Consider the following 25,852-nt stretch of genomic DNA (forward strand, 5'->3'; position numbering starts at 1 on the left):
ACAATTACATGCATAAACAACCTTACGATTTCCATGCATACCCCACGTCATTTGGGCAATAGGGGAAAAGTATTATTATTTGGCGTGCGCAATCTTCCATCACTAGTAGAAACGGAAAGTTCCGTATCCCTGCTGAAGGAGGAAGATGTCTACCTGCCAGGGGGCGGATCTATTCAGCATCTAGAAATATTGGAATTAAAAGTGTAGAAAACAAATAGTGAAAAGGGAACATATCTTGTGTTTCCTTTTTTATTCTTGTAGATAAGTCTGGGGAGAAAACGGGGATTTCTGCACGTAACATAGATCTCATCGGTATACTAATTGTGTTTTACGTATAGCTGGGAGTTGGTGTGATGGTATTTGCAATGGATGTGAGATTCCGTCATTCTTTTCATGAAATTGAATCATTAGACATTCCAAATATATTGTTTCCGAGTCAGTGCAGGAAATTGTATCAAGTGATTGGAATCGGCATTCAAGAAGAATTCCGCAATCCCTATGTCATTATAAAAGAGCAACATGGTTCCGTTACATTCCGATTACCAGAAGAATTATCAACATGGGTGCAGAACAAATTATTACTTGTTAAAAGGGGGCCAGTTTGTTTCCATACTGCATTTCAATTAGCCATGCGAAGTTTTGTGCCATTTTTTGATCTCGGATATAAAAAGAATAGTCTGTCAGGTTAGGTGAGGAGATGCCACCTCTGACTTTCACATCATACGTAGGATGTGGTGTAACTTGAATCAATTCAGATTTATGATTCTGAATAAACATTCTAACCTTTTCAAACTTGTTAATTACGGGCTGTATCTCCATTTTAAACCGATCATAGGGATATGTTTTATTTTTATTGTAATACCTATCCAGTTCAATCAACTCTGACACTGCTGTATCAAATTCACTCTTTACTTCAGGATTTACTTTTTGCAACCATTCTTTTGCATAAGAGCGGAATGAAGATTTATAAAACAAATTCATATCAAAACCAGCTAATGTGAGTGGCTTTCCTTTTTCTTTTTGTTCTTTCATATAGGTAAATAATTGTTCAAGTTCCTCAGTTTTCCATACAGAGTATAAGGATTGTTTCATCGCTTCTGTAGCGGTTGAGTTATCAAAATTTTGCTGAACAGCTGCTGCTTCCAAAAGCCCTGTTTCAAATGCAATCACATCATATTCAAGGTGTAACAGCTTGGGAGGAAGTGCTGGAAGACGGGATCCCTAAGAAAGCAAAAAAACTAGGTGTGAAATAATCAGTTATTTGTGATGGTGGATTCTCCTAGGTGGAGGGTTCGCCGTTTTTTATTATATGTTATGTTGTGGTTTTTATATAAAGCATATTGAAAAGATGGATTAAATCTTCTGGAATGATGTCTCCATAATTAATAACTTGTACAATAACCTTTCAATTATCACTAAATCCATTCATATCAACAAGTTGTCCCATATATCCCTTTGTAGCAATATCTTTTAAAGTACGCTAAAAAATACCCTTTATTTTATCTTTATCTTATCTTTACCTTATCTTTAAATTTTTATATTAAACTTGAAACCTTAAAGTATTGATGTATGAGTCTAAAAGGGTGGGAGATAGATGTTCATTACATAGTTTATATATAACCAATTACCTTTGAAAAATTGCATTTCTTATACGAGGAGGAATATATGAAGGATACAAGTAAAAAACAAATTATAAAAGTGTTCCTTATTAGTATTTTAGGCTTAGGAACAATACTTGGAATGCTATATTTTAATCATAAAACCAATATTCAACAAAATAAAGCGCTAGCCACCGAAAAACGTGTATTGCAATATGAATCTACCTTGAAAAAAGAATTAGAAAAATATAATTTAGGAGAGAAAACAGCAGTTTTATTAGGAATTATGTACCAAGAGAGTAGAGGTGAGGGAAACGACCCTATGCAGTCATCCGAATCACTTGGATTAAAGCCAAATGAAATTCAAGAGACAAGCTTGAGCATTAAACAAGGGGTAAAGCACTTTGTTAAAATGTACAAGTATGGAACGGAAAAAGATGTTAGCATGGATACAATTATTCAAAGCTATAATATGGGGCCAGGGTATATTGATTTTATTGCTAGTCAAGAAGTTAAACAACACTCGGAGGATTCGGCCAAAAAATTTTCTAAGATGAAAGTTGATCAAAATCCAGCAATGTATACTTGTGGTGGAAATAAAAATAATTTTAGGTATCCATATTGTTATGGTGATTTCACATATGCCACAAAGGTAAATGGAAAAACAAAACTTATTGAAGAACTTCTTCGAAATGTACATAGCTCTTCTAAATAAGTTGCAGAATGAAATATAATGATACCGTCAGTCATTAACAATAATATCTAAGAAAAAACTATTTTATTTCTTAATTCACATAATTTTCAAAAATAAATTCTGTAGATGTTAATATTTGTTATATAATATATTTGTCAAAGCATTACCCTTGAAGTTTCTACGGTCAATCTGTAAGATAGTTTGTTTGGTCCTTATATTCGCCTTAAACTAAAAAGAACTTGTAGAGATTCCTACAAGTTTTTTTGTTTTAAGGGTTAAATGTGGATTTCAAATATACTTGTAATTTTTTGAGGGGGAAAAGTAAATGTTTATAAAAACAGAAAGGTTATTAATACGGAAATTTGAGTTCAAAGATTGGCAAGCTGTTCATGAGTATACATCAGATATCAATGTTATGAAATACATACCTGAAGGGGTTTTTACTGAAGAAAATACAAGAAACTTTGTGAATGAAAACATTGGTGAAAACGCTAAGAACTTTCCTGTAGTATTAATTGATAAAGATATTCTGATTGGTCATATAGTTTTTCATAAATATTTTGGTGAGCATACATATGAGATTGGTTGGGTGTTCAATCCTAAATATTTCAATAAAGGATATGCTTCTGAAGCAGCACAAGCTACATTGGAATATGGCTTTAAGGAAATGAAATTACATAGGATTATAGCTACATGTCAACCACAAAATACCCCATCATATCGAATAATGGAGAAGATTGGAATGAGAAGAGAAGGCTATTTCAGGAAGTGTATACCACATGGGAATGAATGGTGGGATGAATATTATTACGCTATTTTAGAAGAAGAGTAGTGTTTCAGAATGCATCATTTAAATTGACACTCTTATTCCTAAATAGGCAAGTTGACTATCTTTATTGGGGATTCTTGCTACTAAAGGCGAAGTTTATTTTCAGTATCGCTGACGTGCAAAACTTTGTATAATCTGATCTTATCTCTAAATCACAACTGTTACCCCATCACCATCAAGTTAAAGTTTCATTTTATTTTGCTAACTTGATCGTGATGTGACGTAACCTTAATTATTTAAAAATTTTAAAAAGGCCCCTTAGTCATGTTAAAGGGACCTTGATCACGCAAATGATCTGTAAACCAATTCATTTTTTATATATAGATCATTTGTATAATAATTTTTATAAATAATTGCTAAATAGTGAATTTACATAAATGCTTTTAGTAGTTCTTGAATTAATGGGATTGCTCCACCTATAAATTTTAAAACTGCCATTGCGATTTCCATATTATTCTCTCCTCTTTTTCGTATTAAGATGTAATAAATCTTTATAACCTTATTATAGTAAGCGCTTACAATTATAACAATACATTTTCGTATGCAATATTGCATATTTATACATTAGATCTCTATTATTCATTTTTTAATGGTACTATAGCGAGGTGAGAGTCTTTAAGGGTTCTGCTTAATAGGAGGAAATATGGAAAGAGTGCAAGCGATTTACAGTAATCAAAAATTTAAGAGTTGGGTTAAACAGGTATTAGCTGTAGGAGGAGTAATAGGGTGCTGTTATTTGGTGTTATATGTTTTCTGTTTCTTAGTTATCATGTAAATAGTATACAACTAAACTAGTAGAGTCTTGCCTAGAAAGGTAAGGCTCTTTTATTGTAGTACCTGGAGATGAGCAAACTACATACAATATCTCTCAGGTTTTTCAGATCACTTTGTACGGTTTCTTGTTTAGAACACTAATTCCTAGCATTGAAAACAGAATTCTATGGATAAAAAATATGTTTTTACTAGATACATATTAAAAAGACAAGCATAAATTATATTAGATTTTGACAAAGTCTTTTTGATTTCGAAAAGGATTTAAATCTTACTTATAGATTTGATTCCTTTTTATATAATATAATCCTTATATTGATACGTAAATATAATACAGTAATAATGATTTAAAAGCAAGAATTTTAGTAGCGGTACATTCACACATCCATCAACTTAAGATTTTAAAGTAGCTCTTAAACAAAAAAATTCTTTTTTTAATTAATTAATAGTAAACAAAAAAGATTGGCAAATTAACAACTAAAGAGATTTATTCAGGTAAAATCTATCAAAAGGTCCTTTACAAAATTTATACATAATTCAATTACAAAATAATGTAAAAATTATTCATTTTTGTAAAATAAATTCATTGACACTTGTGTATATAAGTAACTATACTCGTTACATCAAATTGGATGCGTGTTAATACGATTTCATTATTATGACAAACATGTAAATATAAAAATAGAAAATCTCAATTTGATAAATACAATGGTAGAGGTGTTTATTTTAATGAAGCACAAATTAATTGCAACAGGTATCCTTGCAGGAGCTATATTATCCTATTCTTCTAATATTTTAGCAGATACTCATAAATTCCCTGATGTTCCTACATGGGCTGATAAATCCGTTAATTATTTAGTTGATAAACAGGTATTAAATGGTTATCCAGATGGAACTTTTGGTTCAAATGACTCATTAGACAGAGCTTCGGCTACAAAAATTATAACAAAAGTTTTAGGTATACAAATTGATCCTAATGCAAAACCATCTTTTACAGATTCACAAAACCACTGGGCTACTCCTTATATTGCTGCTGCTGAAAAAGCTGGGATTGTTAAAGGTGAAGGTAATGGAATCTTCAATCCATCCGGAAAAGTAACTCGCGCTGCTATGGCTACGATGCTAGTAAATGCATATAAACTACAAAGCACACCAAATCATAATGATCAGGTTAGATTTGAAGATTTAAAAGGGCATTGGGGAGAAAAATATGCCAATATTTTAATAGATTTAAAAATCTCTAATGGTACCGAGAACGGTTGGCAACCAAATAGATTTATAACACGTGCTGAAGCTGCTCAACTTACTGCAAAAACAGATATGTTACAACAAAATTTAAACGATGAAAAAGAGGTTATTACTGCTACCTCATATGAAGATTTAAATTTAACAGTGGCTTCGAAAATTACAGCTCAAGAGATTGATAGTTTTATTGCGAAATATCACTCGGATAGTCCTTTAGTTGGACATGGGCAAGATTTTATCAATGCGCAAAATCAATATGGCGTGAGTGCTCATTATTTAGCAGCGCATGCGATTTTAGAATCTGGATACGGAAAATCAGAAATCGCATATCAAAAACATAATCTATTCGGTCTACGTGCATATGATGGAGATCCGTTTAAATATGCAAAATATTTACCAAGCTACGGGGATAGCATTGCTTATAACGCTAATTATGTACGAGAAAGATATTTAGAAGAAAGTGGTATGTATTATAACGGCCCAACATTAACTGGCATGAATGTGAAATATGCATCAGATAAAGGCTGGGCTAAGAAAATTGCGGGTATTATGGAACGTATTAAACCGTTTCATGTAGAAGACTATACATATGCAAAAAAATTACCAAAGAATCCTGAAACATTAGATGTCGACGCGTTATCGAATGAAATTCCATATAAAATGTATGCAGACGGTTCAAGCTCAAATGTTGTATCATCAGCTGCTTACTACCAGGTACCTTATCCATTTAATTTAAAAATTAAAAGTAGACCAGATGTAGCTGTCGAGGAGAATAAAGTTGGTACAGTAACCCCTGGAACAACCATCTTTATTTATCGTGAAGATCCAAATGGATGGGTAGAATTCTCTTTTGAAGCTAATGGAGAAAAATATTGGACATTAAAAAATAAATTAAGTATGTAATTAAAAAGATCTATTTCATTAGTTTTAATCGTTTAGATTTTAATCTCATATAATTGGGAGACAAGTTTTTTAATTTCTTAAAATAAAATTAAGTATACAAGAAAAGTTAGAGAATTATTTTCTCTAACTTTTCTTCGCTAGTATTTGAAATTAAAAAGATGGTGGAGTTACCCCAAATATAACAGTGACTTTGTTTAAAGAAGTGTTTTCCCATTTATGCTTTGTATAAGGTGGGATTTTAACACTATCACCTGTATTGAGAAGTAAAACCTCATCATTTAGATATAGTTTTACTTGTCCCTCCATAATAAATGCTATTTCTTCCCCTTTATGTGCCACAGGCTCCATAGATGAAGCAGTTTCAGGGAACAGATTCATTAAAGCCAATTCTAGTGCTCCATCTAAATTAGGAGATAATAACTCATATGAAACATTGCCGCTTTCAGGAAAAGTTATTTTTTTCCTTTGGTTAGCTCTTACAACTAATTCTTCTGTATTGGTATCCTCTAAGAAAAAGTTAAACAATGGAATATTTAGTGCTACAGAAATTAATTTTAGTGTTTGTAATGAAGGATTTGTGATTCCTTTTTCAATCTGACTTAACATGGAAGGTGTTATATCAGCTAACTCTGCTAAACGTTTACTGGTTAATCCGGCCCCTTTTCTAAATGCCCTAATTTTGTGACCAACATTAATATCGTTCATATATGTAATCCCCTTTAAATAAGTAAATAAAATTAAATTATTATTAATTTTATTTACTTATACTTAATATATTGTTAATATATACTTAATTATAATAAATTATTATTAATTTTAAAACATCATATGTACATATGGCAGCAGCTGCGAAAAAATGGGAAAAAGATTTAATTAGAAACAAAGGGGTTACTATTTTTAAATATACAGCGGGCTATAGTAAAGCAGTAGAAGAAGGAAGAATACAAGTTAATAAGAATCAAATGTGCTATTTGATTGATGATGAAAAATCAAAGCATTTATTTTAAGGTTATGCAGTAGCTGATACTCGTCTGAATAATTGATATACAAATAAAAGTTGGTGAATGGCATCCTCTATTTGTATATCTACCATGTGGAATAGGATTTGGTGGAGTTTCATTCAGTTTAAAAATTATGGTATGTGATCATGTACATGTAATTTTTGCTGGGCCTACCCATTCTCCGTATATGCTATTAGGTATGATGACCGGATTATATGATGGGATTTCCATACAAGATTTTTAATGAAAAGGAATCTAATAAGTAAAGGACAACTTAAGAGTAGACTTCAATGCTGTATTGTAAAATTTTTAAGGAAGTGAAAATAGTATGAAATCAGCTTTAAATAGTATTATGATCTCTTCGATTCTTGCAGTAGGAGGGATCATTGCGCTTTTGTTTAATTTAATGGGGGATCAAGATTGGATCTGGAATTGGGTAGGGCTATTACTGGCATATCTATCTTTGGGCATTTTAATCGGTTTATATAATAAAACTGTGGATCACAAAACATTTCCTAAAATACTAAAAAGAACTTTGTTTATTTCCTTTAATGCTACTATATTAGGGATAATAATAGGGGTAACATACCAACTATTAGGAAAGTGGAATCTTACTATAATGATGTATTATTGGTTGATAATTTTATTACTACATTTAATTACTATAATAACATTAGTCATCCTAGTATTTGAAAACCGTAATAGTAAAAATTATAGCTTACTATATAGTTTTATTATAATTTTAAACATTGTCCTTACCTTAGGACCAGTATTATTTCCAGTAGTTCTGACTATTATAGGAAATGCCATGAACGCTAGTGCAGGGCACTAATTTTCACCTATACAGATTATTATTAAGATAGAAAGAAGATTATAATATGAAAATTAAGCTTAAGAAAAAGAGAATTATAAGTGTATTGTTGGCTATTACTTTAGTAGCAATAGGGTATTACGTGTTTCAATCTATTACGAATCCTAAGCTGGTAAATGCGGAAGAGGCAAATAGTGTTCAGCAAGTGAGCAGTCTACCTAAAAATGAATTAAAAAAATTGATACCTAATCGTTTTGATGGTAAAGAAAGAAAAGTTGCATATTTAACTTTTGATGATGGACCTGGAAAATATACAGCTAATCTATTAGATGTACTAAAGAAAAATGATGTGAAAGCAACATTCTTTTTAATTGGCGATAATGTGAAAAGGTTCCCAGATTTAGTGAAACGAGAGCATGTAGAAAACAATTATGTGGGCATGCATAGTATGACACATGATTTTAAAAAGCTATACACCAATCAGGAATATGTGAAGGAAATGAAAGAAGATCAATCTTTAATTAGAAACGTTATTGGATACACACCGAAATTAACACGTCCACCATATGGATCAATGCCTGGCTTAAATGAATCACTTCGAAATGAAGTGGTAGGAAATAATTTGAAAGTATGGGATTGGACAATTGATTCTTTAGATTGGAAATACAATAAATTACCCGTTGATGTAGCAGCTGCAAAGATTGTTCAAAATGTCTTAGCAGGTGCGACGTCTTCAAAGGAAATTGTTTTAATGCACGATATTCATCCACAATCTGTCGCGGCAGTTCCAGCAATTATAAAAGGGTTAAAAGAAAAAGGGTACGAATTTGAAGCTTATGATGAGAACAATCATTTTCCAATAAACTTTTGGCATGATAATCGTATATAAAGAGATATATTAGTTAAAAGAAAATCAGAATGGAATAAGCAATTCATATAGGGTTTAAATATTTGTAAGAGCGTGTTTAGATAGATGAAAACACGCTCTTTTTACTGAACTATTTTATTGTAGATTTAAGTATAGGCTTTCTAATTTTAGAAAAATTTATATGATTTTTTCATTCATTTCTACATAAGCGTTGGATATTTCGTATGTTTGGCCAGAATGAAAAGAGTTTATTAAACCATTCATTATTCACGTTCTTCTTCATATATTTGTACCACAATTATTTTTTTTTGTTAAAACTAGTTTTTAAGAAGCATATGTTTTAGCAACTGCAGAAATTCTGTATCACTTTTATCATTTTTTATATAATCCTGTTCGTAGTTAAAAATCATTCGTACTAACATAAAAGCTGTAAGCGGTAATGGTACCTTATGCAAAGCTCCTTGCTGATAACCTTTTTCGAGCAAATTACTTATCATGTTAATTGCTTCTTCTTCAGATTGTTTAAAACAAGTTGTAATTTCAGGTGAATGGTACTCTTTATATTCTTGAAAGAGTGTAGAAACAAACGGATCTTGATGATATTCTAGGCTGATATAATGAAGAATTTTTTGTATTCGAAGTAAAACATCTTTTTCTTCTTTATATAAATTAAATAATTGTGAGCGTTTGAGCTGAATATGACGCATATAGCAGTCACATAATATTTCAGTTTTATCTGTATAGTAATAATAAATAGTACCTTTACCAACTTTAGCTGTCTTTGCAATTTCATCAACCGTTGTGTTACGGACACCACGCGTAGAGAACAGTATTGTGGCAGATTGAATGATTTTCATTTTTTTATTTTCTTTTTCTAATTTGATCATTGTCTACACCCTATCCTTGAAATATTTAGCGAAGTTTTCTATCTTTACATTCTGTATTAGTTCATTTGTAATTTTGTAACTCCTAATAGAAAGTCCTCTATTTGCTTCTTATAGAATAACATACACCATTCTTATTTCTAGTATATAACTATAATAGAATGCAACTGTATCACTTAAGATAAAAATGAAAGTTTAAGGTAATAATTTTTTAATCGGACGATGATTTCTTTCTTGATTGAATTATTTGATTTTTTATTCAATTCATTTTATTATATAAACATGACTAAAAGATGTTTTTAGTCGGATTTTTTTACGGAAAACCGACTGATATTCAATTTTAGTCGGTTTCTATACTATTTGAGAGAAGGTAGACACTATGTGTGGAATTGTAGGGTGGATAGACTGGTCTAAAGACCTGTCTAATGAACAAGAAACGTTAAAAAAAATGACAGATGCTATCATTCACCGAGGACCTGACGCAGAGGGGCATTGGTTTTCAAAACGAGCGGCATTAGGTCATCGACGTCTCATCGTCATTGATCCTGAAGGTGGCCTTCAACCTATGCTCTATAAAGATGGAAATGATATGATTGGCCTTACGTTCAATGGAGAAATTTATAACTATCAAGAATTACGTAAAGAACTTGAGGAGAAAGGTCATAAATTTCAGACCAAGTCGGATACAGAGGTATTACTACATGCTTACTTAGAATGGCAAGAAGATTGTGTTCAACATCTAAATGGGATTTTTGCTTTTGGTATTTGGGATGAAAGATTTGGGAAATTGATGCTTGGTCGTGATCATCTAGGTGTGAAGCCTTTATTTTTTGCTCAAAGGGGAAGCGCAATTCTTTTTGGTTCAGAGTTAAAAGTTTTACTTTCGCATCCATTTGTAGATGCAGAGGTAGATAAAGAAGGACTTTCTGAAATATTCTGCCTTGGACCAACACGTACTCCTGGTCATGCTATTTTCAAGGATATACATGAAGTGCGTGCTGGCCATTATATGACGTTTACCTCTAATGGCTCGACTACGACACAGTATTGGAAACTTGAAAGTAAAAAACATGTAGATGATATTGATACAACAGTCGAGACAATCCGCTCCATTTTACAAGATACGGTTAAACGGCAGTTAATTGCTGATAAACCAGTGGTATCTATGCTTTCCGGAGGTTTAGATTCCAGTGGTTTAACAGGTTTAGCAGGAAATGAATTTGGGAATAAAGGGGAACGCCTTCATACATATTCCCTGAATTTCATCAATGATGAAAAAGACTTTGAGCAAGACTTCCTTCGTTTTGATCGTGATGAACCTTGGGTGAAACGTGTGGCTGAATATGTAGGAACAAAGCATCATTCTATAGAGTTAGGATCAGATAGTTTAATAGAGTATTTATTAACTCCAATGCGAGCGCGTGATCTACCTGGAGTTGGAGAACTGGAAACGTCTCTTTATTTGCTATTTAAGGAAATGAAAAAAGACGCAACAGTTGCACTTTCAGGCGAATCCGCAGATGAAGTATTCTCAGGATATCCATGGTTCCATCAAGAGAAGTTTCTAGATGCAGAGATATTCCCTTGGAGTGTTAATTTATGGTATAGTACAGAAATTTTATCAGATGATTTTAAAGCGAAGATTAGCCCTGAAAAATATCAAAAACAAAAATTTGAAGATGCAGTTGCTGAGGTTCCCTTTTTAGAAGGTGAAAGTGATTTGCAAATGAAGCAACGTCAAATGTCTTACATGTTTATTACACGTTTCTTGCCATTTATGCTAGAACGAAAAGATCGCACAAGTATGATGAATGGCTTTGAAGTACGAGTTCCATTTTGCGATTACCGGCTTGTAGAATACCTATGGAATGTCCCATTCGAAATGAAAAGCATAGACAATATTGAAAAAGGTATTTTACGTAGAGCTTTTGAAAATGTACTTCCAGAGGATGTACGTTATCGCAAAAAAAGTGCATATCCAAGCACTAAGGATGCCTCTTATCTACAAGGTATTAGTGATTGGATGTTACATGTGTTGAACAATCCTGAATCACCTATTTTGCCATTAATTAATGTAGAAAGAGTTCGTGCTATTGCAGAAGGAAAAGACGAAGTAATTTCAGGTAATGATGCACGAGGTATAATAGATTATTTACTTCAAGTTAATAGTTGGCTAGAGGAATATAATATTAAATTAATATGGTAGATGTAATTTTCAAATAAAGAGAATAGCTGAAACATCAATGACCTAAGTGAACCGCACCTCCAATGTATTAGATAGTTATCTAATAATTGGAGATGTGGTTTTATTATTTTGATTTGCAATAACCCTAATCAGTTAGTTAATTAGAATCAAATAAGAAACATAGAAATAGGGGTAATAATATGAATTGGAGGTTCCTTCCTGAGAATAGGGAGTCTCTTGAATCTCGCTACCGATAATTAAATAATATGTTAATTAGATTTGATTATTGTATGCATCGCCTTTTCTTCAATAAATATTAAGTGATAAACTTCATATATAGTATATAAGGAGATTATCTCATGGGTTATTTGTAAATATTAGATGGGGAGTATTTGACACATACATAACCTAAAGATTTAGATGAAATTAATATAGATAAGTATTTACTACGATTGCCTTCCTATTTTTCTTAGAATTTTTTTAGTGAATCAAAATTTAAATTGCGTATACATCTTTTGTACTAGTAGACCTAAGTCTAAAAGTATGTACAATTACACCATTTGACTAATGGGTAAACTTCACAAACTGATATATACTAGTATTGTGTCTTGCCTTTTTAGGTGTAGTACACAGCCGGTGATTGGCTAGTGGATGTTCTTCCATTTTGCCAGTGCCGGTTTTTTGTTGGATAATAGAGAAAATGAAGTTTTTATAGGGAAAGAAGGGGTTGTTTTGAAAGATGTAAATTCTATCTTTATGAGAGAAAAGATTGCTAGTTTTTATCTTTATTTTATTTCTTTTCTTGGTTTGGTTACTATAACTATATCTTTACTTGAAATTAAAATCCCTTCTCATCTAACAATACTAATATTGTTGTTACTTTTTATGGGGATTGCAGAGTATTTTCCTGTAAGATTTTGGAGAGGAACTAGTTCGCTTACCTTTCCGATAATTTACGCTATGAGTTGGCAGTTTGGAATCCATATAACTATTGTTGCTATTGTACTTGTGACGCTAATTATTCACCTGCATCGTCGTTCACCGATACAAAGAATGTTATTTAATAGTACTCAACATGCACTTAGTTTGATCTTTGCCAAATGGTTTTCAGACAAATGTATGTCCTTAATAATTAATAAGATAGGTATGTCAGTTCTGTATGAGAATTTAATATCTTTGTTATTATTTTGCATGTTTTTTTGTTTTTTCAACAATCGCTTTTACGATTTGTTAATGATACTTCTTCCGCAGCCATATTCAATTTATCAATGGTATAAAAAAACTATTACGGTATTTCTTTGCGAAACTTTTGGTTTCTCTTATGCGGCACTGATGCATGTACTAATTAGTACATATAGTGTGGAAGTAAACGAAGTTACAGTGCTGTTTTTCTTTTTTCCACTTGTAGCAACTTCCGTTATTAGTTCTTTTTCTGTACGGATAAGGATGGAGAAAGAACGATTATATGAGTTATTTCTTATTACGACCGAAATTAGTCGAGGATTAACTGGAGGAAACTTGAAGCATATTAAACAAGCACTTAAAGGTTTTTTTGGCATACAAGCATATGTAATATGGACAAAAGATGATGGAAACTGGAATATTCTATTAAAAGATGGGAAAGTTCGCCCTGATATTTCTGATCATTTAGAAAATTACGATGCGTTTGAGGGACTTTCTAAAAATCTTGTATTTAATGATTGGAAAATTGGTACGGCTCCTGGAGATGAAATATTTGAAAGTGTCATACGCTCACTTGTATATTTTCCTCTTATTGTTAATGATGAACTAGTCGGAATGTTTGTTGCAGGGAAAAGTAGAAATGCGGGCTTCTTTCCAGAAGATGTACAGTCGTTAGCTACATTTTCTAACCAATTAGCTAACGTAGTTAAAACAAGGATATTAATTTCTGAACAGGAAAAAAGAATGATTTTAGAAGAAAGAAATAGAATTGCTCGAGAAATTCACGATGGTATTGCGCAAACATTAGCCGGGGTGATATTCCAACTAGAATCCGCGCAGAAAAAATACCGTGATAAACCAAAAGATATGCAACAAGTAGTAGAGAAAAGCATAAAAGATTTAAGAGGAAGCCTAGGAGAAGTTCGCTATTCTATTTATGCTTTAAAACCATATCCGACACAACAATTGGGACTTAAGCAGGCGATAGCAAGTAAAATAAAATCTTTAAGACAAGAATATGAACTAGACATTACATATCATGAAAGAGGTCATGCACGTGCGCTTAGTTTTTCAAAAGAAAGAATTATATTTGATACATTACAAGAGAGTTTGCAAAACATTGTAAAACATGCACAGGCAAAAAAGGCTGATGTTTTACTCAGCTATCAAAGTGAACACGTGCTTTTAAGGGTTAAGGATAACGGAGTTGGCTTTTCACTATTTGAGTCTATGGTTAAAACGAAGAATGAGCCACATTATGGTATATTACATATGAATGAACAAGCTGACCAATTAGGGGCTACTTTACAGATTGATAGTTCTGTAGGAAAAGGGACAGAAATTACACTGTTAATTCCAGATTCACAAACAAGGGGTGCGTAAAATGATTAAAATATTAGTAGTAGATGATCATGCTTTTTTACGGGATGCAATTCGGAGCATACTAGAGGATGAATCTGATATGAAAGTGGTTGGAGAAGCTAGCTCTGGGGATGGAGTATTGGGAAAAGTAGAAGAATGCCGACCAGATTGTATTTTGATGGATATTAATCTTCCAGAGAAAAATGGGATTGAAGCTACAGAGTTAGTGAAAAAAAAATATCCGAGTTGCCGTGTACTTGTGTTTACAATGTATGAACATGACGAGTATTTAATGGATGCACTCCAGGCCGGTGCTGATGGTTATTTATTGAAGGATTCATCATCAGATCAGGTAGTAGCAGCAATTCGAATGTTATATCGAGGCGATTCAGTCATTCATCCGCGTATGACTAAAAAATTAATTACATATCATCAGCAAAAAATGAAAGTAGAATCAAATGAAAATGAACTGACGGAACGTGAAAAGGAAATTCTCTTTGAACTAGTAAAAGGACTTAGTAATAAAGAAATTGCTGAAGTTTTATATATTAGTGATAAAACAGTTAAAATTCACATCAATAAAATTTTTAAAAAGCTAAATGTGAAAAGTCGATCGCAAGCAGTGATTTATGCAGTCCGAAATCAATTAGTTCCGCTAGATTAAATAAGAAATCTATCAAAGAACTATCGTGTCGCTTTATTCTGTATTACAAAGAATAAAGGACAAGGTAGTTCTTTTGTACTATGTAGGCATAGAATCCTTAGAGAAAAGATACTCCTTTTGTTTAATTTTCAGAATAATCAAAATGTGAAATAATAAAAATAGAATTACATTTTAATCTTGTTAATAATTCATTTTGTGAAAATCTTTTGTTGGAAATAAATGACGGAGGGCTCTTATAGAAAGAGTAAAGTGAGTGGTTAGCTATGTGAGGTATGGGGATGGTAGTAGTGTTGGAAATCTTTCATGATACAAAAGATTAAGATTAATAGAGTTTCCAATGCTACATGGGAATTTAAGAATCAATTTGTTTCAAAAAATAATATTAATAATGGGGAGATGTAATATGAAACGAGGGAAATTTGGAAAGATTCTTATTGGAACGTTAACAGTTGGAATGTTATTGTCTCAAGGAATTCCATATAACGTATTAGCGGAAGAGGTAAATACATCTACTTTAACTGGAATTGATGATGCAAATGCTATCTTAAAAGGTCTTACAAAGGAACAACGTAATGCCTTAAAAACGTTAGATACAAAACCAGGTTTTGTTATTTCGCCAGGTATCAATACAACAAGTCCTAATAATGTGAATGTGATTATAGAATTTAAGCAAGCGCCTAGCAAAATAGAGGTATTAAAACAAGCGGCTAAAGGGAAAAAATTAGCTCTTTCAAATGCGGAACAAAAGGTAGAGGCATCACATAAAGGATTTAAAGCAGAGCTTGAGCAGCTTCAAAAGAATAAAGAGAAAGGGACAAGTGTAAAATCTGCAAAAATAACAAGAGAATATAAGAATGCTTTTAATGGTGTAGCGATTTCTTTACCAGCAAATATGATCGAAGACTTAGTTCGTACCGGTATCGTTAAGCGCGTATGGGAAGATCATGAGGTTAAAATTGATTTGCCGAAAGAAACAACTAAGACTGTTGTTGAACCGAAAATGGCGGATAGTGTACCGCAAATTGGTGTGGACAAGCTGCATGATGAAAAAATAACAGGGAAAGGAATTAAGGTAGGTGTACTGGACACAGGTATTGATTACAACCACCCGGATTTGAAAGATGCATATAAAGGATATCGTGCAAAACAAGGTGAAGATCCAAGTAAAATAGATCCGAACTCCATAAAAGGATGGGACTTTGTTAATAATGATGCTGATCCAATGGAGACAACGTATAAGGATTGGCAAAATTCTGGAGGATATCCAGAGATTTATGAGGGGAGTGCATATTATACATCCCATGGTACGCATGTAGCTGGGACAATTGCTGCAGACAAACAGAATAGTGTGGATTATGCAGTGAAGGGTGTTGCTCCAGATGTAGATTTATATTCATATCGCGTATTAGGCCCATATGGAAGTGGACAAACAAGCGGTATTCTTGCTGCGATTGATAAAGCAGTGAAAGACAATATGGATGTTATCAATTTATCACTAGGTGCGTCTATTAATGATCCTTTATATCCTACTTCTGTCGCAGTGAACAATGCGATGTTAGCTGGTGTTGTTACAGTTGTAGCAGCAGGTAATAGTGGTCCGGAAGAAGGTACCATTGGATCACCTAGTGCAGCGGCACTTCCGATTACAGTTGGAGCCAGTAACGCTGCAATGAAAATCCCAACGTTTTCCGTCGATGCAGGTGATTTACATGTGGATAAGATGATGCTACTTGGAAAAAGCTTTACTGATAAGATTGAAGATTTGAAAGGTCAATCCGTATCAGTTGTATATGCAGGGCTCGGGAAATCAGATGATTTTACAGGAAAAGATGTAAAAGGAAAATTAGCTCTTATCCAACGCGGTGAGATTACATTTGATGAGAAAATTAAGCATGCTAAGGAAGCAGGCGCAAAGGCGGTAATCGTATATAACAATGTAGATGGTGAAATTACAAGTTATCTTGGGGAAAGTACTGCATCTATTCCATCGTTCCGCTTAACAAAAGTAGATGGTGAGAAATTACAAGCAAAAGCTGTACAAGGAGATGTGTCGTTAGCGTTTGGGGAACTAAGTAATATAAAAACAGAGGGAGATCACTTAGCTGATTTCAGCTCCCGTGGTCCTGCAACTAAGACAGATGATATTAAGCCAGATATTGTAGCACCAGGTGTGTCTATTTTCTCAACTGTTCCTGAATATATTAATGATCCAAAAGATGGAGAAAATTATCCGATAGGGTATGGACGTATGTCAGGTACCTCTATGGCAACTCCTCATACTACAGGGGTAGCGGCACTCATTTTACAAGAACATCCAAATTATAGTCCATTTGAAGTAAAAGAAGCACTCATGAATACCGCAGTTGACTTAAAAGAAGAGCGTTCTGTATTTGAGGTGGGCTCAGGACGAATTGATGCATACCGTGCAGTTCATGCAGATACATCAATCGAAGTTGTTGATAAAACATCAAACGTTGTAGGTGATGAAGAAGTAGAAATTGAAGAAAAAACAGGTTCTATTGCATTTGGGTATAAAAATCAAATTGAAAATGGTCCTATTAAAGATAGTCGAAAAGTTTTAATTAAGAACAGCAGTAAAACAGATGGGAAAGAGTTTAAATTAGAGGTGAAATTTTCACCTACAAGTGTAGGTGTGCAAGATGCAGCGAAGAATGGTGTGAAGCTAAACGTACCAGATTCTATTAAAGTAGCTCCTGGTGCATCAGAGGAAATTAGCCCTGAAATTACCATTCCAGAAAACGCTGAATTTGGTAGATATGAGGGCTATATTCATATTTCAAATAAAAACAATGAAAAAGAAGTATATCAAGTACCATTTGCAGTTAAATTCACAGAAAAAGGGATTGCGTCTGTAGATTTACTGAGAGATGCAATGGCAACAGATGCTTCTAAATTCCATCCATTTATGGAAAGACCAAGTTCGCCGTTGACATTTAAATTAAATAGTCCTCTCGAAACCATTGATGCAATTGTAAAGGACCGAACGACAGGGAAGGCATTAGGAGTCGTTGGTACACTTAATGCAAGTAGTCTAACACCGAATGTTGAATATATGATGTTTTCTGGTATGGGAGGGTATGTACTTCCATTCACAGGAGATCCAGCTCATCCAATTGCGGATAAACCTGTTATGTTGCCTGATGGAGATTACGAATTGAACTTCGTTGGATATGATAAAGAAGGAAAATCTTATACAAAAGGCGATAGCATTATCATTGATAATGTAATACCTGAAATGAAATTTAAGGATGTACAACCTGGTATACACGAAGTCAATGATTCTATGTTTAAAGAAGAAGACGGCCAGCGTGCATTATGGGTGCATGGTAATATTTATGATTCTACAGTAGATGCATTAAAGGCAAAAGGCTTGCAATATGATCAAAAAGCGAATCAAATTGTATATTATCAAAACTCAGCCTTCCCATCAGGATGGTTGAATACAATTCAAGCAAATGGTGATTTTAAATTTGGAGTACTTCCAGAGGAAATAAATGAGCCGTTAAATTTAAAATTATTTGGATATGATCTTGCAACTGCAGGGAATATGGCAACTGGATATAAAGATTACGTCTTTGTAAAAGAAGGGACAGAATACGCTGTTCCAAGTTATGACAAAGATAAAATCAAATTAGGAGAGAAAATTACATTAACTTTGAATCTTAATAATGTAAAACAGCTTATGTCAGGTACATTTGAAATTCCTTATTACAAGCAGCTATTTAAATTTACAGATGTGAAACCGAATCCAGCACTTACGGAATATGTAGAACAACATGGATTGAACCTTAAATTAGAAGATCCGAAGATAAGTGAAGCAGGAGCTTGGGAAAACAAGGTGAAAGTTGGCGCATCATTGGAGGGAAAAGAATTTAAAGGATTAGATGGAGATAAACCATTTTTAGATGTTACATTCGAGATGACGAACGATGAATACTTTAATGATTTGACTGCATTTGGAGTAGATAAGTTCTCTTATACAAAAGTTGGTGCATCAGAAGGCATTGAGATTCCTGCGTTTAAAGATAAATCTTTTGCTATTGTTTCGAAACATTCAACGGTTACAGGATATATTGGCCCGGAAGCTTTCTTGAATGAAGAGGGGTATTTAGGTAAGAAAGACTATACAAAACTAGGAGCAAAAGTGTACGCAGTTGGCAAGGATGGAAAGAAATATACAGGAACGATTGGTGATAACGGACAATTTGAAATTCATAGTGTTCCAGTAAGCGATAAGGAATATGATATTTTCGTAGAAATGCCAGGTCATTTAAATAGTAAATTAACAACAAAAATAGGGAAAATGCAGGATGGAGAATTAGTGGGACAAAACTTTAGAGCTGACGTGGATGATAACCTTGCAGGTGATGTAAACGGCGATAAAATGGTAGATATTCAAGATGCTAGAATAGCAGCTTTATCGTATGGAAAAGGAAAAGTATCTGTAAAAGATGGAGATATAAATCAAGATGGTGTTGTAGATGAAATGGATGTTCGTTTAATTGAGAAAAACTTCTTGAAAAAGGGCCCAGATACTAAAGGAAACGAGAAACCGAAAGAAAATGTAGGGCCAGTGACGTTAGAGAAAATTTTACGCTCTATCGGTTTAGAACCCAAAAAATAAGTGGACAAACTTCTAGAGTAAATAAAGCCATCAGACAATGGATATTAAATGAAATGGATTGGTTAACAAATGACCGGTAATGATTTACGGTAACATTACCGGTCATTTTAAGAGTCATAGTCGTTTGGGTACATGAAGTAACTAGTTTAAAGTAAGTTCGCTTTCATTATGGGACAAGGAAGTTGCTTAATTATTATTGTTGTTTGTGGGATGGAAATAAGGTTTGTAGTTTAAACTTTAACAATAGGGGGACTTGTGAAATGGGTATGAAGAAAAAACTTGGTATGGGTGTTGTAACTGCAGCGCTTGGCTTATCCTTAATTGGCGGGGGAACATATGCATATTTTAGTGATAAGGAAGTATCACAAAACACGTTTGCAGCGGGTACTTTAGATTTGAGTGTGAATCCAGAAGTTGTTATTAATGTCGACAATCTGAAACCAGGTGATGAAATGGAACGTGGTTTTCAATTAGTAAACAAAGGAACCTTAGCAATAGAAGATGTGAAACTCCTGACAGATTACAGTGTAATCGATGCGAAAGGGGATAATGGAAATGCTGATTTTGGTGATCATATCCGTGTTGATTTCTTGTGGAACTTGGATAAAAATGAGGTTCCAATTTGGTCTACTACATTATCTGAATTAAAGGTAGCTACGCAAAATGGAAATATTCCTAATCTTGTAAAGAACGGTATTGTAGATCGAGAAGGAAATGGACTTGCTCCAGGTGATGATGATACATTTTATGTAATGTTTACATTCGTAGATAACGGTGAAGAACAAAATGTATTTCAAGGAGATGCGTTGAAATTAAATTGGACTTTTAATTCCATGCAAGCAAGCGGTGAAGAAAAGTAAGGGTAATAATTTGTATACTATATGTGTGAGACATATCGTATACAAATGAAAAGAACTGTTTTGAAATGAAGGCGTTTATCCTCAATGGTAAAACTCCTTATAAAAATATGGGTGAAAAACTTGATGATGATTTCCCTTTTAAAACACATCGTAAAAATATTTTGCGATGTGTTTTGTTGTAAGTTGGAGAGTATAGAAATATTAAATGATTATCCGAATTTTGAGATATTTTGAGGGAATTTAGCACCTTACGCTAGCTTAGCAACTTTCCTGTCCCCTTTATCCCCAAGAAGACGTAATCCAGTTATGATGAGCATACATCCTCATACGCGAAATTGAAAGTAACAACTAGTGCATGCTCACAAAACTTTTCATCCTATGGCAGAGAAGTTCCAGAAAATCAAGAACACCCTGCAGAGAATAAGCTGAGGGACTTATTGGCTCATGTAAAAGAGAAGTATATGAAAGTGAAGGGCTAAATTTTAAAATTCTAAAAAGGGTGAATGGATGATGTTAGGGATAGGGTTGATTGTATTAAGTATTTTACTTGTCAGCATTGTATTTTTACCATGATGCTTTATTCCAAGTGAGACAGAAAACATGTAGTATTTTTATTCGTAATCATCCGAAAAAGAAAGAGGGATATTTGTTACAATCACGGCATTGTAGAAGAAATAGAATAAAAGAGGAAAATATATACTGTTACAAATTAATATTCCATGTGTTTTTTTGAACATACAATACTTATATTTAATGTATATATTGAATATATAAATATATTGTGTTATGATGTGAATTAGAAACTCGCGTGTTTCAAATACAACATTTTTATCTTTTTGATGACCTCTTATCTTTCCGTAAGAGGTCCTTTTTTTATCCCTCCGTATTGTATAGCCGCTAAAATACTATGAAAAGATACTAGAGACTACTACACTGTGATATCCTCTAGTATTTTTTCTTTATCTATATTATCTATTGTTAGGTAAACGACGAATTAGTACTTTTTGTATAATTTTCACAAAATAACTTTGAATCATTATTTATTTCAATATAAAGTAATGAAAGGACATATTTGACTATCGTCTTTAATTTTTCCGACAGCAAGCAAAGTTAGCATGTTTAATGCATAATCAGACGCCTGTAAATGAGCATTACTATTTAAATTTTTACCAGAGAGTAATTTAGTTAATTAGTAGAAAAAGGAAGGGGCCTATTTGGCTCCTTCCTTTTTCTCATACATACATAACGCTTGTTGACAACTTATGAAATAATAGCATTCATCGCTATTAAAATATAACATTAAAAGCAATTAATTAGATATGTAATTTTGCATATATTGTACTATTTCATGAATAGGAACAAAACTATTTATTCCTTTCTGTATGGAGACAAATAGATTTAGGTTTACTTAGGGTAAGAAGACCTGATCATTGATTGCTGGTTAAACCATATTTCTACGTATTTGAAACAAATTATTTCACTGAATTGTATGTTAAAGAGAGTGCGGGATTTATGAAATGTAGATTATTCCTTGATTTCTTACTCGTGATTTTACTTGGACATCGGAAAAGAAGTTACGTTATATACGATTTCAAAAGGGGATATTATTCAGTGCATCCAAAGATGCACTCCGTTTCCTGTTTCCTATCCTACTAAATTACCATTCCAAGCAAATTTCTTCTCTTTCAAACAATTCATCCATTGAATAAAGATAATTCGGCCATACGTATCGGAGGACATGAAACTTTCTTAATACCATTTGGAATATATTTCAATATACTTCCGATACTATAACAGATCGAAAATTTCTTGATTGGAGGTATATAATGGCATATCCATTTCGTAACTTAGTATTTGAAGGTGGCGGGGTAAAGGGAAGCGCTTATATAGGTGCTATCCGTGCACTAAATGAAGAAGGGATTTTACCAGAAATACAACGATTTGGGGGGACTTCAGCTGGAGCGATTACTGCATTACTTTTAGGTCTTTCCATTCCATTCGCAGATCTTGTAAAAATCCACAAAGACATGAATTTCAAAGCGTTTAAAGATGATGATTTTTCGATTGTACAAGATAACATTCGTTTGTTTTTTGATGGTTTTGGTATCTATAAAGGGGATTTCTTCACTGAGTGGGTAGGAAAGATCGTTGAAAAGTGGACAGGGAGTAAGGACACAACTTTTCAGCAGTTGTATGACAAAACAGGAAAAGACGTGTTTTTCCAAGGAACGAACGTTTCTACACACCAGCTTCGTACGTTTTCTCGCGAAACGACACCTGATGTCCCGTTAGTAGTTGCTGTGCGGATTTCGATGTCCATCCCATTCTTTTTTAAATCTGTGGAATGGGATAAAGATTATTATGTAGACGGAGGTGTACTCGATAACTACCCAATTCGTTTATTTGATCGGAAAAGTTTTGTGAATAAAGAAGAACACTTCACGACCACAGATACGATTGACGAGGTTAATAAACTGATAAGCAATATAGAGGATCATTCTACACTAAGAAGCTTACACACGAAATACAATGCATCTTTCTTTGATCCTACAGATGAAATTGTCTACAACAAAGAAACACTTGGTTTCCGTTTAGAATCTCAGGCGGAGGTTGCCATGTTAAAACATATCGCAACCTCAACAGAACATCATATTGGCCATTCTCTTATTCATTTTGCATGGAATTTGTCTCAAACCATGATCAAAGGTCATGAGAGCGGAAAAACCACCAAAGAAGATGCTGCCCGCACTGTATTTATTAATACATTCTTTACGTCGTCGTTTAATTTTGATATCACAGAAGAAGAAAAGAAAACACTCATGAATTCAGGTTATACTTCTACTAAAGACTATCTACATCAGTTTAATACGTCTGAAGTAAAATTGTTTAATCGACCATAAAGCCGAGTGCAATGCACTTGGCTTTTTTTTATCGTCCTGTAAATTCTTTTTTTAGTAGCTAATAAAAATTTAGATAGACTATGCATAGAACAAGAGAGAGGAGATAACAGAAAGTAATAAATATAAGTTTTGATGACTTCTTATTTTGTAAAACTAGGGTGTAGAAAGGGTGAAACAGGTGGAAGAAAAACGAATTATGATTTATACAATTTTTCGGCTAACACAGTACAAAAGAGAAGCCTAAAACGGTGGATAGGAATGTATCAAAAAATGAATAGAGTAGCAAGGCGGATTTATTGTGAAAGTAGGGATTTTCCTTTTTCTTTCTACTGATAATAAAGCGTTATGTAGACTGGGAATGTATAAGGTATTCATTGCTATTCCTTCAAAATGCTGATGTTACATCATATTAAAATAACCTCTAATTTAAGTATTGAAATTCTCTAAATCTCGATGTATTATATTCTTGTATTTTCTCACTTTGCTAAGCCTAGAAAACATCATCACTTCTGAAAGAACTCGAACTCCAGCGGGTTCTTTGAATTTACTTGAACTTATTTTTGAATCATTGTATTATATTTCCGAGTCTTACTCATATAAATCATTATCAGGAGAATCTGCAAATTTGCAGGTTCTTTTTTATTTTATTGAAAGTAAAATTTTAGCCAGTCGTTTATTTTCATATTGTTGGTTTTTATACGTGTTTGGTAAAAATCAATGAGTTGCAAAAAAATACTATGCTGAAATCTAGTTCGGTATAGCAATGTGCATATAAAAGATCCCACTTTGCTATATCCCCTAAAAAGAGTCATAAAAATCTATATTTTTTTAATTCAGTTGCATACTACAAAACTTCTTTTAAAAGAAATGTATGTACATACACATTATATTTTGTTCCATAACTCTCTAACTTTCGTTCACGATAGTCTGTTAAGTACAGGATTATTGGCGGGTGGTGCAATAGGTGCAGAAGATGTGAAAACAAATGAAAAAGTACAAGTTGCTGTTGCAGGTAAAGAGGGAAATGTAACGTATAAAGAAATTGATAAAGTAGAATCTCCATTGTTATTTGGAATGTATCCTTTATGTTAAGATCCTAATAAGAAGTTAGTTTTTTTTTGTTAATTAATATTTATACAAAATGTATAATTAATATACTAAAACGTTTTTAAATTTTATAATGTATTCCTTTTCATATGAATGAATTATTTATTGCAACAGGTTTCCCGTTCAAAATAAGATGTTCAAACAAAAGACAATATAAGTATCTTTATAATGATTTTTCAATATAATCAATGTGTTTATGAAAGGAACTCTGTGTTATTTTTGCTTTTTTACTAACTAATACAGCTTCAAACAAAGGACACAATTGCTACATACTAAGTGTAATTTATTACCTATTCAAAATTCTGTCTATTCAATCTTTCTAAAAATAAAAAAAGATTAAACTTATAAATATACAAGTTATAATGAGGGCGTCGAGACACAATTTATTACCTCTAGAGAAAATATCAAACCTCGTTTTGGATTAAAAATTCTAAAGAACTTGCCAGTAATTTTTTAAAATTGGACATACTGATATGATTACTATACGGAGGATAGCGGATTAGAAGGGAAGTTTATTCAACTCAATAAAGAAAGCGTTATCAAATGAAACTTGTTTTGAATCGATCATTCTAATAACTTAGATTCAACTACAGCTAAAAATAATAAATTATGGGGGTGCTTATATGAACATGAATGTAGCATCTATTAAAGAAAAAAAGATTGTTAAATACAAAAGTTGTTTTGATGTGATTGGGCCCATAATGATAGGCCCTTCAAGTTCACATACTGCAGGTGCTTTGGCTATTGGAACAGTTGCTAATAAATTATTTCAAGGTCTTCCCAAAAAAGTTGTGGTAAAGTATTATGAATCATTTGCTGAAACCCATAAAGGTCACGGAACTGATTTTGCAATTATTGCTGGTATATTAGGCTTAGCTGCTGATGACAGCAAAGTGCCAGATGCTATTAAAATAGCAGAGTCTAAGGGAATTGACATTACCTTTATTGAACAATTGGGTAATAGTCCTGCTGGTCATCCAAATACGGCAGATGTATATGCAGAGGATGAAAGTCGAAGTATTAGAGTAATGGGTATTTCGGTCGGTGGTGGGTTGATTGAAGTCAAAAATGTTGAAATTGATGGATTTAGCTTAAATCTGCAGGGGCCATTGCCAGTTGTTATTGCGATTTCAGAAAGAGCTGACTTTGAATTTGTTTTACGCAGGATCTTTAAACAATATGATGTGGAAATTAACAACTTTCATAGTTTGGAAGATAAAACAAAATATTTATATGCATTCGCTTTGGATTCGATATTGCCAGGTAATGCTCAGAAGGAATTAGGAGATTTAAGCAATATAGCTATTCTTATTATTCTTTAGTCACATTAAGGAGTGAAAAAT

The 25,852-nt window shown here is 33.0% G+C and carries 18 protein-coding genes; 14 read left to right on the plus strand and 4 right to left on the minus strand.

From position 1 onward, the window contains the following. Positions 1-585: 585 nt before the first annotated feature. The gene (locus AC22L0_RS08310) at positions 586-1,170 is read right to left on the minus strand and encodes an erythromycin esterase family protein (protein WP_002103105.1); all 585 of its coding nucleotides are present in this window, start codon (positions 1,168-1,170) and stop codon (positions 586-588) included. Positions 1,171-1,665: 495 nt separating this feature from the next. Here AC22L0_RS08310 and AC22L0_RS08315 point away from each other — a divergent pair, with 495 nt between their 5' ends. Both AC22L0_RS08315 and AC22L0_RS08320 read left to right on the plus strand, forming a co-directional pair. Next, positions 1,666-2,313 (plus strand): lysozyme family protein, encoded by a 648-nt coding sequence (locus tag AC22L0_RS08315; RefSeq protein ID WP_000655726.1) that lies wholly within the window; start codon positions 1,666-1,668, stop codon positions 2,311-2,313. A 304-nt stretch (positions 2,314-2,617) separates the two neighbouring features. After that, a complete protein-coding gene (locus AC22L0_RS08320; protein ID WP_097998732.1) occupies positions 2,618-3,124 on the plus strand; it encodes a GNAT family N-acetyltransferase in 507 nt (168 codons plus the stop codon). Positions 3,125-3,490: 366 nt separating this feature from the next. Here AC22L0_RS08320 and AC22L0_RS08325 read toward each other — a convergent pair whose 3' ends face one another. Continuing rightward, a complete protein-coding gene (locus tag AC22L0_RS08325) occupies positions 3,491-3,676 on the minus strand; it encodes a hypothetical protein (protein WP_001987408.1) in 186 nt (61 codons plus the stop codon). Positions 3,677-4,621: 945 nt separating this feature from the next. Between AC22L0_RS08325 and AC22L0_RS08330 the strand changes: the two genes are divergently transcribed. Continuing rightward, positions 4,622-6,040, plus strand: a complete 1,419-nt coding sequence (locus tag AC22L0_RS08330; protein WP_487272191.1) for an S-layer homology domain-containing protein — start codon at positions 4,622-4,624, stop codon at positions 6,038-6,040. A 150-nt stretch (positions 6,041-6,190) separates the two neighbouring features. On the opposite strand, the gene AC22L0_RS08335 is transcribed toward AC22L0_RS08330, so the two are convergent. Continuing rightward, a complete protein-coding gene (locus AC22L0_RS08335; RefSeq protein WP_000997924.1) occupies positions 6,191-6,745 on the minus strand; it encodes a helix-turn-helix domain-containing protein in 555 nt (184 codons plus the stop codon). 131 nt (positions 6,746-6,876) lie between these two features. On the opposite strand from AC22L0_RS08335, the gene AC22L0_RS08340 reads away from it, so the two are divergent. The 3 genes from AC22L0_RS08340 to AC22L0_RS08350 all read left to right on the plus strand — a co-directional run bounded on the left by AC22L0_RS08340 (position 6,877) and on the right by AC22L0_RS08350 (position 8,741). Next, positions 6,877-7,047: a hypothetical protein gene (locus AC22L0_RS08340; RefSeq protein WP_002063312.1), complete on the plus strand. Its 171-nt coding sequence runs from the start codon at positions 6,877-6,879 to the stop codon at positions 7,045-7,047. 322 nt (positions 7,048-7,369) lie between these two features. Next, positions 7,370-7,873 (plus strand): DUF3902 family protein, encoded by a 504-nt coding sequence (locus AC22L0_RS08345; RefSeq protein WP_000833545.1) that lies wholly within the window; start codon positions 7,370-7,372, stop codon positions 7,871-7,873. 46 nt (positions 7,874-7,919) lie between these two features. Further along, positions 7,920-8,741, plus strand: coding sequence for a peptidoglycan-N-acetylglucosamine deacetylase (locus AC22L0_RS08350; RefSeq protein WP_000694605.1), 822 nt, complete (start codon positions 7,920-7,922; stop codon positions 8,739-8,741). Positions 8,742-9,037: 296 nt separating this feature from the next. Here the strand turns inward: AC22L0_RS08350 and AC22L0_RS08355 are convergent, their stop codons facing one another. After that, positions 9,038-9,607 carry a TetR/AcrR family transcriptional regulator gene (locus tag AC22L0_RS08355; RefSeq protein WP_000593070.1) on the minus strand — a complete coding sequence of 190 codons (570 nt, stop codon included), beginning with the start codon at positions 9,605-9,607 and terminating at the stop codon, positions 9,038-9,040. A 376-nt stretch (positions 9,608-9,983) separates the two neighbouring features. Here AC22L0_RS08355 and asnB point away from each other — a divergent pair, with 376 nt between their 5' ends. From asnB to AC22L0_RS08395, 8 genes are all read left to right on the plus strand, one after another. Next, positions 9,984-11,810, plus strand: coding sequence for an asparagine synthase (glutamine-hydrolyzing) (asnB, locus tag AC22L0_RS08360; protein WP_000334323.1), 1,827 nt, complete (start codon positions 9,984-9,986; stop codon positions 11,808-11,810). Positions 11,811-12,521: 711 nt separating this feature from the next. Next, positions 12,522-14,354: a GAF domain-containing sensor histidine kinase gene (locus tag AC22L0_RS08365; protein WP_087965915.1), complete on the plus strand. Its 1,833-nt coding sequence runs from the start codon at positions 12,522-12,524 to the stop codon at positions 14,352-14,354. A gap of 1 nt (position 14,355) precedes the next feature. After that, positions 14,356-14,997, plus strand: a complete 642-nt coding sequence (locus AC22L0_RS08370) for a response regulator (protein ID WP_000590674.1) — start codon at positions 14,356-14,358, stop codon at positions 14,995-14,997. 403 nt (positions 14,998-15,400) lie between these two features. Further along, complete coding sequence (locus AC22L0_RS08375; RefSeq protein ID WP_487272193.1) at positions 15,401-19,642, plus strand: S8 family serine peptidase; 4,242 nt, start codon at positions 15,401-15,403, stop codon at positions 19,640-19,642. A gap of 260 nt (positions 19,643-19,902) precedes the next feature. Beyond that, positions 19,903-20,502, plus strand: a complete 600-nt coding sequence (locus tag AC22L0_RS08380) for a TasA family protein (protein WP_000525503.1) — start codon at positions 19,903-19,905, stop codon at positions 20,500-20,502. A 1,826-nt stretch (positions 20,503-22,328) separates the two neighbouring features. Beyond that, entirely contained in the window at positions 22,329-23,402 is a 1,074-nt protein-coding gene (locus tag AC22L0_RS08385; RefSeq protein ID WP_000331137.1) for a patatin-like phospholipase family protein, read from the plus strand. 837 nt (positions 23,403-24,239) lie between these two features. Continuing rightward, positions 24,240-24,494: a hypothetical protein gene (locus AC22L0_RS08390; RefSeq protein WP_487272194.1), complete on the plus strand. Its 255-nt coding sequence runs from the start codon at positions 24,240-24,242 to the stop codon at positions 24,492-24,494. Between the two features lie 638 nt (positions 24,495-25,132). Next, positions 25,133-25,831, plus strand: a complete 699-nt coding sequence (locus AC22L0_RS08395) for a serine dehydratase beta chain (RefSeq protein ID WP_087965908.1) — start codon at positions 25,133-25,135, stop codon at positions 25,829-25,831. Positions 25,832-25,852 lie beyond the last annotated feature (21 nt).

This window comes from Bacillus sp. LQ01, assembly GCF_057624735.1.

What these genes read in the sequence shown, in the direction of transcription:
- AC22L0_RS08315 (WP_000655726.1), top strand. Translation starts at nt 1,666, where the DNA reads ATGAAGGATACAAGTAAAAAACAAATTATAAAAGTGTTCCTTATTAGT.
- AC22L0_RS08320 (WP_097998732.1), top strand. Translation starts at nt 2,618, where the DNA reads ATGTTTATAAAAACAGAAAGGTTATTAATACGGAAATTTGAGTTCAAA.
- AC22L0_RS08325 (WP_001987408.1), bottom strand. Translation starts at nt 3,676, where the DNA reads ATGCAATATTGCATACGAAAATGTATTGTTATAATTGTAAGCGCTTAC.
- AC22L0_RS08330 (WP_487272191.1), top strand. Translation starts at nt 4,622, where the DNA reads ATGAAGCACAAATTAATTGCAACAGGTATCCTTGCAGGAGCTATATTA.
- AC22L0_RS08335 (WP_000997924.1), bottom strand. Translation starts at nt 6,745, where the DNA reads ATGAACGATATTAATGTTGGTCACAAAATTAGGGCATTTAGAAAAGGG.
- AC22L0_RS08340 (WP_002063312.1), top strand. Translation starts at nt 6,877, where the DNA reads ATGGCAGCAGCTGCGAAAAAATGGGAAAAAGATTTAATTAGAAACAAA.
- AC22L0_RS08345 (WP_000833545.1), top strand. Translation starts at nt 7,370, where the DNA reads ATGAAATCAGCTTTAAATAGTATTATGATCTCTTCGATTCTTGCAGTA.
- AC22L0_RS08350 (WP_000694605.1), top strand. Translation starts at nt 7,920, where the DNA reads ATGAAAATTAAGCTTAAGAAAAAGAGAATTATAAGTGTATTGTTGGCT.
- AC22L0_RS08355 (WP_000593070.1), bottom strand. Translation starts at nt 9,607, where the DNA reads ATGATCAAATTAGAAAAAGAAAATAAAAAAATGAAAATCATTCAATCT.
- asnB (WP_000334323.1), top strand. Translation starts at nt 9,984, where the DNA reads ATGTGTGGAATTGTAGGGTGGATAGACTGGTCTAAAGACCTGTCTAAT.
- AC22L0_RS08370 (WP_000590674.1), top strand. Translation starts at nt 14,356, where the DNA reads ATGATTAAAATATTAGTAGTAGATGATCATGCTTTTTTACGGGATGCA.
- AC22L0_RS08375 (WP_487272193.1), top strand. Translation starts at nt 15,401, where the DNA reads ATGAAACGAGGGAAATTTGGAAAGATTCTTATTGGAACGTTAACAGTT.
- AC22L0_RS08380 (WP_000525503.1), top strand. Translation starts at nt 19,903, where the DNA reads ATGGGTATGAAGAAAAAACTTGGTATGGGTGTTGTAACTGCAGCGCTT.
- AC22L0_RS08385 (WP_000331137.1), top strand. Translation starts at nt 22,329, where the DNA reads ATGGCATATCCATTTCGTAACTTAGTATTTGAAGGTGGCGGGGTAAAG.
- AC22L0_RS08395 (WP_087965908.1), top strand. Translation starts at nt 25,133, where the DNA reads ATGAACATGAATGTAGCATCTATTAAAGAAAAAAAGATTGTTAAATAC.